General features: G+C 72.0%; 12 protein-coding genes and 1 riboswitch. Of the genes, 8 read left to right on the forward strand and 4 right to left on the reverse strand.

The genetic code is table 11. The features are described 5' to 3' along the window. Positions 1–125 precede the first annotated feature (125 nt). Positions 126–1,088 carry an LppM family (lipo)protein gene (locus JAV76_RS12575; RefSeq protein WP_198734415.1) on the reverse strand — a complete coding sequence of 321 codons (963 nt, stop codon included), beginning with the start codon at positions 1,086–1,088 and terminating at the stop codon, positions 126–128. A 235-nt stretch (positions 1,089–1,323) separates the two neighbouring features. On the opposite strand from JAV76_RS12575, the gene clpB reads away from it, so the two are divergent. Then, positions 1,324–3,972: an ATP-dependent chaperone ClpB gene (clpB, locus tag JAV76_RS12580; protein ID WP_198734416.1), complete on the forward strand. Its 2,649-nt coding sequence runs from the start codon at positions 1,324–1,326 to the stop codon at positions 3,970–3,972. Positions 3,973–4,080: 108 nt separating this feature from the next. Beyond that, positions 4,081–4,191, forward strand: a riboswitch (TPP riboswitch). Further along, entirely contained in the window at positions 4,183–5,832 is a 1,650-nt protein-coding gene (thiC, locus tag JAV76_RS12585; protein ID WP_198734417.1) for a phosphomethylpyrimidine synthase ThiC, read from the forward strand. Its footprint overlaps the riboswitch before it by 9 nt. 55 nt (positions 5,833–5,887) lie before the next feature. Here the strand turns inward: thiC and JAV76_RS12590 are convergent, their stop codons facing one another. Further along, complete coding sequence (locus JAV76_RS12590) at positions 5,888–6,319, reverse strand: septum formation family protein (RefSeq protein WP_198734418.1); 432 nt, start codon at positions 6,317–6,319, stop codon at positions 5,888–5,890. Positions 6,320–6,831: 512 nt separating this feature from the next. Between JAV76_RS12590 and JAV76_RS12595 the strand changes: the two genes are divergently transcribed. Continuing rightward, entirely contained in the window at positions 6,832–7,536 is a 705-nt protein-coding gene (locus tag JAV76_RS12595) for a TetR/AcrR family transcriptional regulator (RefSeq protein ID WP_198734419.1), read from the forward strand. Between the two features lie 10 nt (positions 7,537–7,546). Here the strand turns inward: JAV76_RS12595 and JAV76_RS12600 are convergent, their stop codons facing one another. Beyond that, complete coding sequence (locus JAV76_RS12600; protein ID WP_198734420.1) at positions 7,547–8,344, reverse strand: exodeoxyribonuclease III; 798 nt, start codon at positions 8,342–8,344, stop codon at positions 7,547–7,549. A 45-nt stretch (positions 8,345–8,389) separates the two neighbouring features. Between JAV76_RS12600 and JAV76_RS12605 the strand changes: the two genes are divergently transcribed. From JAV76_RS12605 to JAV76_RS12620, 4 genes are all read left to right on the forward strand, one after another. Further along, positions 8,390–9,178, forward strand: coding sequence for an SDR family NAD(P)-dependent oxidoreductase (locus JAV76_RS12605; protein ID WP_198734421.1), 789 nt, complete (start codon positions 8,390–8,392; stop codon positions 9,176–9,178). Further along, entirely contained in the window at positions 9,175–9,765 is a 591-nt protein-coding gene (gene pyrE / locus JAV76_RS12610) for an orotate phosphoribosyltransferase (RefSeq protein ID WP_198734422.1), read from the forward strand. Before JAV76_RS12605 ends, pyrE begins: the two co-directional genes overlap by 4 nt. 96 nt (positions 9,766–9,861) lie before the next feature. Beyond that, complete coding sequence (locus JAV76_RS12615) at positions 9,862–10,167, forward strand: hypothetical protein (protein ID WP_198734423.1); 306 nt, start codon at positions 9,862–9,864, stop codon at positions 10,165–10,167. Between the two features lie 103 nt (positions 10,168–10,270). Continuing rightward, positions 10,271–11,098, forward strand: coding sequence for a hypothetical protein (locus JAV76_RS12620; protein ID WP_198734424.1), 828 nt, complete (start codon positions 10,271–10,273; stop codon positions 11,096–11,098). Between the two features lie 69 nt (positions 11,099–11,167). Here JAV76_RS12620 and JAV76_RS12625 read toward each other — a convergent pair whose 3' ends face one another. Next, positions 11,168–11,941 carry an HAD-IIA family hydrolase gene (locus JAV76_RS12625; RefSeq protein ID WP_198734425.1) on the reverse strand — a complete coding sequence of 258 codons (774 nt, stop codon included), beginning with the start codon at positions 11,939–11,941 and terminating at the stop codon, positions 11,168–11,170. Positions 11,942–12,168: 227 nt separating this feature from the next. Between JAV76_RS12625 and JAV76_RS12630 the strand changes: the two genes are divergently transcribed. Further along, positions 12,169–13,644, forward strand: a complete 1,476-nt coding sequence (locus tag JAV76_RS12630; protein WP_198734426.1) for a pectate lyase family protein — start codon at positions 12,169–12,171, stop codon at positions 13,642–13,644. Positions 13,645–13,676 lie beyond the last annotated feature (32 nt).

Below are 13,676 nucleotides of genomic sequence, written 5' to 3' on the forward strand. Positions count from 1 at the left end.
GTTGGTCGAGCCGCGACACGACCGGCGGTTTCACACCGCCCCGGACGACGAAGGTCGCGCCCCCTCCGCGGCCGGGTACGAGCCCGGGCCGGAGGGGACGCGACCTGTTGCGCGGGTCGAGCGTGTCAGCCCTGAGGGTGCTGCGGCGGCTGCGGCGCCTGGCCGGGCTCACCCGGCTGCTGCGGCGGTGTGCCGGGCTGCTGGGGCTGGCCCCACTGCTGCTGACCGGGGTGGGGTGCAGGCCCGGTCTGGAAGGGCGCCTGGCCGGGCTGCTGCTGGGGCTGGGCCCACTGCTGCTGCGGTGCCTGTCCGGGCTGGAGGGGCGTCTGCCCGGGGACGCCCGGCTGCTGCGTGGGCCACGCGGCCTGCGGCGCGCCGCCGTTCTTGGGGCCACGACGGGAGAGGGTGAACCAGAGGACCAACCCGACGAGAGCGAGGACCGCGACGGCGATGCTGATCCACAGGAGCCAGTTGATGCCCTCGGACTCCTCGTCGGCGGCTTCCTCCGCCGTCTCCGCAGGTGTGCTCTCGGAGGTGTACGAGGTGGCCGTGTAGTCGATCTCCTCGTCGCGGCTGCTGGTCCACTCGACCGTGAAGGCGTCGACGGCGGTGCCGTTGTGCTCGATGACCTCGCCCGGGAAGGTCACCGTCATCATGATGTCGAACTCGCCGTCGTCGGGGACGCCGATGAGCTCGAGGTTCTGCGGCAGCGGGTACTGGAAGTCGAAGACGACCGTCTCGGACTCCTCGTCGGTCTCGAACAGCCCGGTGGCGAAGAGTGCGAGGTCGTCGCCGGGGATGCTCGTCCCCGTGATCTCGGCGCCGACGTACTCGTCGTCGGTGTATGGGACGACCTCGTAGTCGTCCATGCCCGGCTGGAGCTCGAACGACTCGACCGCCTGGTCAGCAAAGGCGTCGACGTCGTTCCCGGCGTCCTCGACGGCCGTGATCTCGCCGACCATGAGCAGCGTGATGTCGTAGGAGGCGTCGTCGTGGACTGTGGTGTCGGCGGTGACCTTGCCGCAGCCGGCGATCGCTCCGGCGAGGAGTGCGGTCCCTGCGACCAGGGCGAAGCGACGTGTACGCATCGTCGGTGACTCTCCTTCTGGGGGTGGGCACGGGTGGGGCCCCGGTGCGGGACCAACTCTGTCACGCCGACGGTGCGTGGGCGGCGACCCCGGGCCGACGTGGGGACTCCTCCCCACGCCGCGTCCAGCGCCGCCGCCCGGCATGTCCGGATGACAGCATGAAGTTGAGTGGAATAGGCTCAACTTTGCACGCGTTGGCACGGGTGAACATCCCGCGTCGCTACCAGGAGGACCCATGGACGCACACCTCACGACGCTCTCGCAGGCAGCCCTGAGCGAGGCGATCCAGTCGGCGACCGCCGCCGGCAACCCCCAGGTCGAGCCGGTGCACCTGCTCGGTGCACTCCTCGGCCAGGAGACGGGCACCACCCTCGGCATCCTCCGTGAGGTCGGTGCCGACACGCAGGCCGTCGGTGCGGACACCCGCCGTGCCCTCGTCGCGCTTCCCACCGTCACCGGCACCGCGGTGACCGAGCCCACCGTGTCCGGGGCGCTCTCCGCCGTGCTCCAGCGCGCCCGCACCGAGGCGTCGGGCATGGACGACGAGTACCTGTCCACCGAGCACCTCCTCCTCGGTCTCGCCGAGGCGCCGTCCACGGCCGCGGACATCCTGCGCCGCGCCGGTGCCACGCACGATGCCGTCGCCGCAGCGGTCCCCGTCGTCCGCGGTGGGCGACGTGTCACGTCGCCCGACCCGGAGGGCACGTACAAGGCGCTCGCCCAGTACGGCGTCGACCTCACCGACGCCGCCCGGGAGGGCCGGCTCGACCCCGTCATCGGGCGCGACGCCGAGATCCGCCGCGTCGTGCAGGTCCTCTCCCGCCGCACCAAGAACAACCCCGTCCTCATCGGCGAGCCCGGCGTCGGCAAGACCGCCGTCGTCGAGGGTCTCGCGCAGCGCATCGTCGCGGGTGACGTCCCCGACTCCCTCAAGGGCAAGCGTCTCGTGTCGCTCGACCTGTCCGCCATGGTCGCCGGCGCCAAGTACCGCGGCGACTTCGAGGAGCGTCTCAAGGCCGTCCTCGAGGAGATCAAGGGTTCCGACGGCGAGGTCGTGACCTTCATCGACGAGCTCCACACCGTCGTCGGCGCGGGTGGCGGCAGCGAGGGCGCCATGGACGCGGGCAACATGCTCAAGCCCATGCTCGCCCGCGGCGAGCTGCGCCTCGTCGGAGCCACCACCCTCGACGAGTACCGCGAGCACGTCGAGAAGGACCCGGCCCTGGAGCGCCGCTTCCAGCAGGTGTTCGTGGGCGAGCCGTCCGTGGAGGACACCGTCGCCATCCTCCGCGGGCTCAAGTCCCGCTACGAGGCCCACCACCGGGTGCCCATCTCGGACGCGGCCCTCGTCGCGGCGGCCTCCCTCTCCGACCGGTACATCTCCGGGCGTCAGCTCCCCGACAAGGCCATCGACCTCGTCGACGAGGCCGCGTCCAGGCTGCGTATGGAGATGGACTCCTCGCCCGTCGAGATCGACGTCCTCCAGCGCGCCGTCACACGCCTCGAGATGGAGGAGCTCGCCCTCGAGAAGGCCGACGACGAGGCCTCGGTCCAGCGGCTGGAGACGCTCCGGGCGACCCTCGCCGACCGCAAGGAGGAGCTCGCCGCGCTCAACGCCCGGTGGGAGGCCGAGAAGGGTGGGTTCAACCGCGTCGGAGAGCTCAAGGAACGGCTCGCGGACCTCGAGGCGCAGGCCGAGCGGGCCGAGCGCGAGGCCGACCTCGAGACCGCGTCGCGCATCCGTTACGGGGAGATCCCCGCCCTGGAGCGCGAGGTCGAGGAGGCGGAGCGCGCGGAGAGCGCACCCGACGAGGACGTCCTCGCCATCACCGGTGGACCCGGCGCCCACAAGCCCGGGCCCCTGGTGGGCGACAAGGTCGACGCCGACGAGATCGCGGAGGTCGTGTCCGCATGGACGGGCATCCCCGCAGGGCGCCTGCTGCAGGGCGAGAGCCAGAAGCTCCTGAGCATGGAGTCCGTCCTCGGCGAGCGTCTCATCGGGCAACGGTCCGCCGTGGCGAGCGTGTCCGACGCGGTCCGCCGCGCCCGCGCCGGGGTGTCCGACCCCGACCGTCCCACCGGGTCGTTCCTGTTCCTCGGCCCCACGGGCGTCGGCAAGACCGAGCTCGCCAAGTCCCTCGCGGACTTCCTCTTCGACGACGAGCGCGCCATGGTGCGCATCGACATGTCGGAGTACTCCGAGAAGCACAGCGTCGCCCGCCTCGTCGGGGCGCCCCCCGGGTACGTCGGCTACGAGGAGGGCGGACAGCTCACCGAGTCCGTGCGGCGGCGCCCCTACTCGGTCGTGCTGCTCGACGAGGTGGAGAAGGCCCACCCGGAGGTCTTCGACATCCTCCTCCAGGTGCTCGACGACGGGCGGCTCACCGACGGCCAGGGCCGCACCGTCGACTTCCGCAACGTCATCCTCGTCCTCACGTCCAACCTCGGGTCGCAGTTCCTCGTCGACCCGCTGCTCGACCCGGAGGCGAAGCGTGGCGCGGTCATGGGCGCCGTGCGGGAGGCGTTCAAGCCGGAGTTCCTCAACCGCCTCGACGACGTCGTCCTCTTCGACCCCCTGGGCCTCGACGAGCTCGGCAGGATCGTCGACATCCAGGTGGGTGCGCTCGCGGCACGGGTCGCGGACCGGCGGATCGACCTCGAGGTGACCCCGGCGGCCCGCGACTGGCTGGCCATCGAGGGCTTCGACCCCGCCTACGGGGCGCGCCCGCTGCGCCGGCTCGTCCAGCGGGAGATCGGTGACCGTCTCGCTCGTCGCATCCTGTCGGGCGACGTCGCCGACGGCGACGCGGTGGTCGTCGACAGGCCCGCCGACGTCCCCGCCGACGGCGAGCGGCTCACCGTCGAGGTGCGGCGCACCGGCTGATACTGACGCGCACCCCGGCGGGACCTCGACGCCCGTGGCCGTGACGGCCACGGGCGTCGGGGTCGTTCTGGGGTGTTCTGCCTGGTGTGGGGTACGGTGACCGCACAACCACACATGCACGGGAGTCCGCAGCAGCGGACTGAGAGGGCGACTTGCGCGTCGCCGACCGTTCGAACCTGTTCGGATCATGCCGACGTAGGGAGAAGTTCCATGACTGTGCCCAGTGCTGCCCGCACGTCCGTCACCACCGGTGCCATCGCCGGGTCGTCCAAGGTGTACGTGCCCGTCCCGGAAGCGCCGGACCTCGAGGTCCCGCTGCGCCGCGTGAACCTCACCAACGGTGAGCACCTCGACCTGTACGACACGTCCGGCCCGTACACGGACGACACGGTGACCGTCGACGTCGTCGCGGGCCTGCCCCGCACCCGCGACGGGTGGACGCGTCACGAGCCCGTCGACGGGGCGTCGACCCAGCTCGCGTGGGCGCGTGCCGGGATCATCACCGACGAGATGCGGTTCGTCGCCGCCCGGGAGGGGGTCGCGCCGGAGCTCGTCCGTGACGAGGTGGCCCGCGGCCGTGCGGTCATCCCCGCGAACCGCAACCACCCCGAGAGCGAGCCGATGATCATCGGCAAGGCGTTCGCCGTGAAGGTCAACGCGAACATCGGCAACTCGGCCGTCACCTCGTCCATCGAGGAGGAGGTCGAGAAGATGGTGTGGGCCGCGCGCTGGGGCGCCGACACCCTCATGGACCTGTCCACCGGCAAGGACATCCACGAGACCCGCGAGTGGATCATGCGCAACTCGCCCATCCCTGTCGGGACCGTGCCGATCTACCAGGCCCTCGAGAAGGTCAAGGGCGACCCCGCCGCCCTCACCTGGGAGGTGTACCGCGACACCGTCATCGAGCAGTGCGAGCAGGGCGTCGACTACATGACCGTCCACGCGGGCGTCCTCCTGCGGTACGTGCCGCTCACCGCGAAGCGCGTCACCGGCATCGTCTCCCGTGGCGGGTCGATCATGGCCGCGTGGTGCCTCGCGCACCACCAGGAGTCGTTCCTGTACACGCACTTCGCCGAGCTCTGCGAGATCTTCCGCCGGTACGACGTGACGTTCTCCCTGGGCGACGGCTTGCGCCCAGGGAGCATCGCGGACGCGAACGACGAGGCGCAGTTCGCGGAGCTGCGGACGCTCGGCGAGCTGACGAGGATCGCGAAGTCGCACGGCGTGCAGGTGATGATCGAAGGCCCCGGGCACGTGCCGATGCACAAGATCGTCGAGAACGTGCGCCTCGAGGAGGAGCTCTGCGAGGAGGCGCCGTTCTACACCCTCGGCCCGCTGGCCACGGACATCGCCCCCGCCTACGACCACATCACGTCCGCCATCGGGGCCGCGATGATCGCCCAGGCCGGGACCGCGATGCTCTGCTACGTGACCCCCAAGGAGCACCTCGGCCTGCCGAACCGGGACGACGTGAAGACCGGGGTCATCACGTACAAGATCGCGGCGCACGCCGCGGACCTCGCCAAGGAGCACCCGCGCGCCCAGGAGCGGGACGACGCCCTGTCCCGTGCACGCTTCGAGTTCCGGTGGCACGACCAGTTCGCACTGTCCCTGGACCCGGACACCGCACGCGAGTTCCACGACGAGACGCTCCCCGCGGAGCCGGCCAAGACGGCGCACTTCTGCTCCATGTGTGGCCCCAAGTTCTGCTCCATGCGCATCTCCGCGGACGTCCGCGAGTACGCCGAGAAGAACGGCCTGACCACCGTCGACGCCCTCGAGGCCGGCATGGCCGAGAAGTCCGAGGAGTTCGCCGACGCCGGCGGGCGCGTCTACCTGCCGGTCGCGCCGGCCTGAGCCCCGCGCGGCGTCACCCGGCCGGGCCCCTCGCGGTCCCGGCCGGGCGCCGTCGTCAGTCGAGCAGGCTCACCGTGAGCGAGCCGCGCGACACCGACGCCAGGCACAGCCCGGTGCGGTCCCCGTCGTCCCACGACGCCTCGCTCGGGACCCACACGGAGAGCTCGAGCTCGGGTACGTCCCCGTCGGGGAGCGTCAGGTCGTCGACGGTGCACACGCGCGCCGTGTCCTCGCGCACGGCGCCGTCACCGGGGAACTCGTCGCCGTCGAGCTCCTCGGCGGCGACGACCTGTGCGTCGTGCTCCTCGTCGCACGGCACGACGGTCACCGTCGCGACGTCGCCGTCCGCGGGGAGCGCCTCGATGCAGCTGCCCATCACGACCTGCTGGGCGGACACCTCGGTGGGGGACTCCACGTCCACGGCTACCGGGTCGAGGTCCGGGCGCAGGAGCAGCACGAGCGCTGTGGTGGCCGCCGCGAGGAACACGGCACCACCGACGACTCCGACGATCAGGTCGGCGCGCCGACGGCGGCGTGGTGCGGGTGCCGCGCCCGACTGCCAGGGCGCCTGTAGGGAAGGCGCGGTCCCCTGCGGGTACGGTGCCGGTCCCTGCGGGTACGGTCCGGCCTGCTGAGGAGACGGTGCTGCACCCGCGGGAAGGGGCGCGACGCCCGGGTAGGCGAGCGGGCTGCCCTGCACGGGAGGCACCCACGACGCGGGAGCCGGCGGCGCGGGCGACGTGGGTGCCGGGGGCGGCGGGGGAGCGGACCGCTCCGACGGGTCGGACGGCTCGGGCGGTGGAGGCGGGGGTGGTACGGAGGTCACGGGTCGTCTACCGCCTCGGGTCGGGTCCGGGAACCCGGACGTCCTGCAGTCGTCCCAGAAGACTAGCCGTCGACGCCCACCACCCGAAGGCCCCCGCGTCGCGCGTCGGCGGTAGAGTCGCACCGCACGTCACCCAGCACCGACCGGTGCCCCCTCCCCGCCCCGGAGCGCCCATGCAGACCGCCCCCGATCCTGCTGTGCCCGAGGTGCCCGAGGTGCCCGAGGTGCCCGGGGTCGCGGTGCCCGGATCGCGGGCGGGACGCGGGAACGCCAAGGGGCGCGCGACGCGGGACCAGATCCTCGAGGCCGCGATGCGCCTCTTCGGGGAGATGGGCTACCACTCGGCGTCGCTGCGGGAGATCGCCGCACGTGTGGGCATCTCCCACCCTGGTCTGCTGCACCACTTCCCTACCAAGGAGGCGCTCCTCGCGGCCGTCCTCCAGCGTCGGGACGAGGTCGACGACGTCGCGCTCCAGGCTGACCTCGACGCCGGGGTCGACTTCTTCGACGCCCTCGTCGACGTGGTGCGGCGCAACGCGGCACGCCCCGGGATCGTGGAGCTCTACGCGACGCTGTCCGCGGAGGCGTCGTCCCCGGAGCACCCGGCGCACGCCTACTTCCGCGCCCGCTACCGCAAGACCCTGCGGGTCCTCGAGGAACAGCTCGAGCACCGACGGGTCGCCGGATCGCTGCGCCGGGACGTGCGGCCCCGGACGGTGGCGCGGGCGGTCACCGCGCTCATGGACGGGCTGCAGGTGCAGTGGCTCCTCGAACGTGGTGAGGACGACCAGGTGGACATGGCCGCCGTCCTCGAGGAGGCCCTGGGCCTGGTCCTCATGCCGCCGTCCGCCACGGGGGACGGACCTCCCGAGTCCTGAGGCGTCGTCGTCAGACCGCGTCTGCGACGTCCACGATCACCGGCACGTGGTCGGACGCGCCCTTCCCCTTGCGCTCGTCCCGGTCGATCGTCACGCCCGTCACGCGGGACGTGAGCGCAGGAGACGTGTACGCGAAGTCGATGCGCAGCCCCTCGTTCTTGGGGAAGCGCAGCTTCTGGTAGTCCCAGTACGTGTACTTGCGGTCCTCGGGGACGAACTCCCGGCTCACCTCCGTGAATCCGATCTCCTCGAACGCCGCGAACGCCGCCCGCTCCGGGGCGCTCACGTGCGTCTGCCCCTCGAAGGCCGCCATGTCCCACACGTCCGTGTCCCGGGGGGCGACGTTCCAGTCGCCCACCAGCGCCACGGGCGCCTGCGCGTCGGCCTCCAGCCACCCGCGCGCCTGGTCCCGGAGCGTCGCCAGCCAGTCGAGCTTGTACGCGTAGTGCGGGTTGTCGAGCGCGCGTCCGTGCGGCACGTACAGGCTCCACACCCGCACACCCCCGCACGTCGCCCCGATGGCACGGGCCTCCACCACCGGCTCCTCGCCGAACTGCGGCTGGTCCGGGAACCCGATCTCCACGTCGTCCAACCCCACCCGGCTCGCGATCGCCACACCGTTCCACTGGCTCAGCCCGAAGTGCGCCACCTCGTAGCCCGCGGCCTCGAGGACGTCGAAGGGGAACTGGGAGTCCTTGCACTTGGTCTCCTGCAGGGCGAGCACGTCCGTGCCGCTCCGCTCGAGGAACGCCACGGCGCGGTCGGCACGGGCACGGATCGAGTTGATGTTCCAGGTGGCGAGGCGCATGCCACCCAGGCTAGCTGGGGACCGGTCGCTGGGTACGCTGACCGCATGGCAACCGCACTCATCACCGGCGCGAGCGCCGGCCTCGGCCTCGAGTTCGCCTGGCAGCTCGCCACGGCGCACCACGACCTCGTGCTCGTCGCCCGCGACGCCGACCGGCTCGAGCGTCTCGCACGCCAGGTGCGGGCTGCCGCGGGCGTCCAGGTCGAGGTGCTCCCGGCCGACCTCTCGGACCGTGAGCAGACGGAGCGGGTCGCGGAGCGCCTGCGGGACAGGGAGACCCCAGTGAGCCTCCTGGTGAACAACGCCGGGTACGCCGTCGACGAGGCGTTCGTCGGTGGGGACGTCGGCAAGCAGGAGGCGTCCCTCGACGTCATGGTCCGGGCACCGATGGTCCTCACGCACGCCGCGCTCGGCCAGATGACGGAGCGGGAACGGGGCGCGATCCTCAACGTGTCGTCCGTCGCCGCCCTCACCACCTCCGGCACGTACTCCGCCCACAAGGCGTGGGTGCGCACCTTCACCGAGGGCCTCGCCGCCGACCTGCGGGGGACGGGCGTCACGGCGACCGCGCTCTGCCCGGGGCTGGTGCGCACGGAGTTCCACGACCGCGCGGGCATCGACTTCTCCAACGTCCCGTCCGTCGCGTGGCTCGACGCCCGGTCCGTGGTGTCCACAGCGCTCGCCGATGTCCGACGCGGCGTCGTGCTGTCGACGCCCTCGCTGCGCTACCGGGCGGCGTCCGGTCTGCTCCGCGCGCTGCCCCGCACGGCGGTGCGCGCCATCCGCGGAGGCGCGGGAGGAGTCGCCGGACGGGGCGCTAGCCTGGTCCCGTGACCACAGCCTCAGACGCCGCAGCCCTGTCCCCGACCCCGCGCGAGCAGCTCCGGGACCTCATCACCGAGCTCGCCGTCGTCCACGGACGCGTCACCCTCTCCTCCGGGGCGGAGGCCGACTACTACGTGGACCTGCGCCGCGTGACCCTCCACCACCGCGCGGCACCCCTGGTCGGGCACGTCATGCTCGACGCCCTCGAGGAGGCCGGGCTCGGCACCGCCGACGTCGACGCGGTCGGTGGCCTGACGCTCGGCGCGGACCCCATCGCCACCGCCCTCCTCCACGCGGCCGCGTCGCGCGGGCAGGACCTCGACGCGTTCGTCGTGCGCAAGGCCGCCAAGGTCCACGGCATGCAGCGCCAGATCGAGGGGCCCGACGTCGCGGGCCGCAAGGTCGTGGTCGTCGAGGACACCACCACGACGGGTGGGTCGCCCATCGCCGCGATCGAGGCCGCACGGGCCGCAGGTGCGGACGTCGTCGGGGTCGCGACCATCGTCGACCGCGCCACCGGGGCACGCGAGAAGATCGAGGCGCTCGGCGTCCCCTACCTCTCGCTCTTCGGGCTCGCGGACCTCGGTCTGGCCTGACGAGGGTCCGCCGGACGGGGACGTCCGTCCCCGTCCGGAGCGGGTGGGGAGTTCTCCCCATCGTGGAGATTTTCACCCGCACCTAGGGTGCAGACCATGACAGCGCAGGCGAGCAGGAATCACCGGACGCGCACCGTCCCGGCGTCCTCGCCCTCAGGTCTGGCCCCCGTCTCCCGCTTCCTCGGTCCCGAGGGTGGCGCACCGGACTCCAGCCAGGCCGAGCAGTACTTCACGTCGGCACGCACCGTCCTCGCCGCGCAGCGTGCCCAGATCGCTGCCGCCTCCTCCACCGAGACCCGCAAGCGCATCCCGCGGATCTCGCCCGCGCGGGTGCACATGTCCTCCGCAGCGGTCGCCGGGCTCCTCACCGTGGTGGTCGCGGTCGTCACGTTGACCCCCTGAGGTCAGGCCCGGGTGCCAGGCGCGCCCGTGGGCTCTGACCAGGGTCGACGAACTTCCTGACGCCTCTCGCGCAGATGGTCCGGGATGCCCTATTCTCCGGCTCATGACCTCCGGTGTCGACTCCCAGCAGCCACGTCCTGCTGGCCCCGACCTCCCCACCCAGAACCCCACCCAGAACCCCACCCCGAACCCCACCCCGAACCCCACCGACCTCTCGGCACTCGCGCCCCCGAGCGGCCCACCCGTCGCCGACGGCCTCGCGTCGCTCGCGCCGCCGACCGGTGCTCCGGTCGCCCTCGACACCTCGCCGCAGGAGGGGGTGCCCGCCGCCCCGACCCTCGTGCGGGGCCCGGACGGGCTGGTCGCTCGCCCCTCGTACCGTCAGCTCGTTCCCCTCTTCCGACGGATCGGCATCGCGGTCGTGGGGTTCGGGGTGATCATGGTGATCCGCGAGGGGCTCGACGGGATTCTCATCGCGCTCGTCGGTGGCCTCATCGGGCTCGTGGCGCTTCACCTCGTGTGGTTGCCGGTCCTGTGGCGGACGCGCGTCGTCATCGGGACGGACACGGTCTCGTCGAGGTCGGTGTTCCGCACGCGACGTTTCGCAAGGTCCGACGTCGGACGCGTGGGGATGGCCCCCTTCGGGGCGCGTGGGGACAGGAGCAGCTTCCTGGTCCTCGTCGTCCAGGACCGTTCCGACCGCAACGTCCTGCGTATCGGTGGCTTCTTCTGGCCGCTGGCCGTGCTGGAGGCCGTCGGCATGCAGCTCGCGACCGGCATCGAGGTGTCCCCCGAGCCGGTACGGGCCAAGGCCCTCGAGCGCGCCTTCCCCGGGTCCACGAGGTGGTTCGAGCGGCACCCGTTCCTGTCCGTGCTCGCAGGGGTCGGCGTGATCGTCCTCGTCGGGGTGGTCATCGGGTCGCTCGCCTGACCTCCGTGCCACGAGCTCTTCGGCCCCTCGGGACCTGCATGGCGCAGGTCCCGAGGGGCCGTCGTCGTGTCAGATGCGCTCGACGAGGTCCGCGATGGAGTCGACGACCGTGCTGGGCCGGAACGGGTAGCTGTCGACGTCCTTGATCTTCGTTGAGCCGGTGAGCACGAGGAACGTGTGGAGCCCGGCCTCGATCCCTGCGACGACGTCGGTGTCCATGCGGTCGCCGATCATCGCGGTCGACTCGGAGTGCGCGTCGATGCGATTGAGCGCGGACCGGAACATCATGGGGTTGGGCTTGCCGATGAAGTACGGCTCGCGCTTGGTGGCGCGCGTGATCATCGCGGCCACCGACCCCGTGGCGGGCAGCGGGCCCTCGGTGCTCGGTCCTGTCGGGTCGGGGTTGGTGCAGATGAACTTGGCGCCGCCGAGGATGAGGCGGACGGCCTTGGTGATGGCCTCGAACGAGTAGGTCCGGGTCTCGCCGAGGACCACGTAGTCGGGGTCGGACTCGGTGAGCGTGTACCCGGACTCGTAGAGCGCGGTGGTGAGGCCGGCCTCGCCGATCGCGTAGGCGCTGCCGCCGGGGTTCTGGTCGGAGAGGAACTGGGCGGTGGCGAGGGCCGACGTCCAGATGGACTCCTCCGGGACCTCGATCCCGGACGCGGCGAGGCGTGCTCGCAGGTCGCGGGCGGTGAAGATCGAGTTGTTGGTGAGGATGAGGAAGGGTCGTCCCCTGTCGCGGAGCGTCGTGACGAACTCCGCGGCGCCGGGGATGGCCTTGCCCTCGTGGACGAGGACCCCGTCCATGTCGGTGAGCCAGGACTCGATGGTGCGTGTCATCGTGGCAGCTCCTAGGGCTGGTCGGCGGTGGTGGGTGCTGCGGCGCGCCCGTGCGTGCGGGCGTCGGCCGTGGTCACCGCTCCAGACTACGGCCTGGCCCCACCGGTGGCGCGGACCGGGACCTCGGGGGACGAGGCGCGAGGGTGGGCGCGGGATGCTGGTCTTGGGGGACGAACTGTGCCATCTTAGGAGGAATGCGCTTACCGAGACAAAGGAGTCTTGACGACATGAGCACCCCACGTACGCACCGCCGGATCGCGACCCTCACCGCAGCCGCGCTGGTCGCCCTCCTCGCACCGGCCGCTTCCGCGACCGCCGCCCCGACCGCGACGGCGGGCGACCTCGCCGCCCTTCGCCCGGCGACCGTGAGCACGGACAGCGCGACCTGGCTGACGTCCGGCAAGGACGGTCGGGACCGGTGGGACCGCGGCGGCAGGCACGGCAAGGGCGGGTGGCCCGGGCGGGGCCGTGGCCGTGACCTCGGCACGGAGGTCCTCGCCCCCGGCGACGGATGGGCGTCCGCCGGGGCCGGGACCACCGGTGGCCGCGGGGCCGCGCCCGAGAACGTCGTCCACGTCGAGACGTGGCCGGAGCTGCGTGCAGCCCTCGGCGGCGACGCGGCCCGCGGCGACACCACGCCGCGCATCGTCTACGTGCACGGCACCATCCACGCGGGCGACACCACCGACGGTGCCCGCCTCACCTGCGAGGACTACGAGGCGACGTCCGGGTTCAGCATGGACGAGTACATCGCCACCTACGACCCGGCCGTCTGGGGGTGGGACACCGACCCGTCGGGCCCCCTCGAGGACGCGCGCGTCGCGGCGGCCGCCGTCCAGGCCGCCCAGACCCAGCAGCACATCGGGTCCAACGTCACTCTCGTCGGGGTCGACGACGCACGGGTCGTCGGCGCGAACCTCCGCATCCGCGACTCGCAGAACGTCATCCTGCGCAACCTCACCGTGTCCGACGCGTACGACTGCTTCCCCGAGTGGGACCCGAGCGACACGAACGCCGGGAACTGGAACTCCGCCTACGACAACGTCTCCGTGTGGTCCTCCACCAACGTCTGGGTGGACCACATGACCTTCGACGACGGGGACAACCCGCACGAGTCCCTGCCCGTCGTGTACGGCCGCCCCTACGAGGTGCACGACGGGCTCCTCGACATCACGCACGGCTCCGACCTCGTCACGGTGAGCTACAACCGCTTCGAGTCGCACGACAAGACCATGCTCATCGGATCCTCCGACTCGCGGACCGACGACCGCGGCAAGCTCCGCGTCACCCTCCACCACAACCTCTGGACGGACATCGGGCAGCGCGCCCCGCGCGTGCGGTACGGGCAGGTGCACATCTACAACAACCACTACGAGCAGACCCGTGAGGGCCTCTTCCAGTACTACTGGGGCGTGGGCGTCGAGTCGGCGATCTACGCGGAGGCCAACTCGTTCGACCTCGCGCGCGGCGTCACCGCGGACCGGATCATCGCCGGGTGGAAGGGCACGCAGATCACCGCGAAGGACAGCCTGGTGAACGGGCGCCGGGCCGACGTCCTCGCGGCGTACAACGCGGCCAACGAGGTGGATCTCTCCGGCGACGCCGGATGGACGCCCGAGCACGCGACGCGCGTGGACCCCGTGCGCACCGTCGAGCGCACCGTCCAGCGGGAGGCCGGCGCAGGGCGCATCGACTGCCGCTGAGGATGCGGCGAGCGCCACGCACGGCGCTCGCT

Source organism: Sanguibacter suaedae (genome assembly GCF_016342785.1).
Taxonomy (GTDB): Bacteria; Actinomycetota; Actinomycetes; order Actinomycetales; family Cellulomonadaceae; genus Sanguibacter; species Sanguibacter suaedae.